Consider the following 293-nt stretch of genomic DNA (forward strand, 5'->3'; position numbering starts at 1 on the left):
CGCCTGCGCGACCTCGCTCACCGCCTGGCGCACGCGGGCGCGGTACAGCGCCGCCGCCTCGTCGTAGCGCGCCCGCGCCGCGTCGGTCTGCGCGGCGCGGCGTCCACCGTCGAACAACGGCAGGCTCAGCGTCAGCGGGCCGATGCTCCAGGTGCCCAGGTCGGTCGTCGCCCCCGCATTGCGCAGCCAGGCCGCGCTGATGGATCCGCTGAGCGCCAGACGCGGGTAGCGCTGCGCCTGCGCCTGGCCCAGCTCGGCGCTGGTCGCCGCGACTTCGCGCTCGGCGTGGTACA

The 293-nt window shown here is 76.5% G+C and carries 1 protein-coding gene; it reads right to left on the reverse strand.

The window, feature by feature from the left end; genetic code table 11:
- A partial coding sequence (locus VTU_RS29835) for a TolC family protein (protein ID WP_010109351.1) occupies positions 1-293 on the reverse strand: 293 nt, incomplete at both ends.

Source organism: Verminephrobacter aporrectodeae subsp. tuberculatae At4 (assembly GCF_000193225.1).
In the GTDB taxonomy this organism is placed as follows: domain Bacteria; phylum Pseudomonadota; class Gammaproteobacteria; order Burkholderiales; family Burkholderiaceae_C; genus Acidovorax; species Acidovorax aporrectodeae.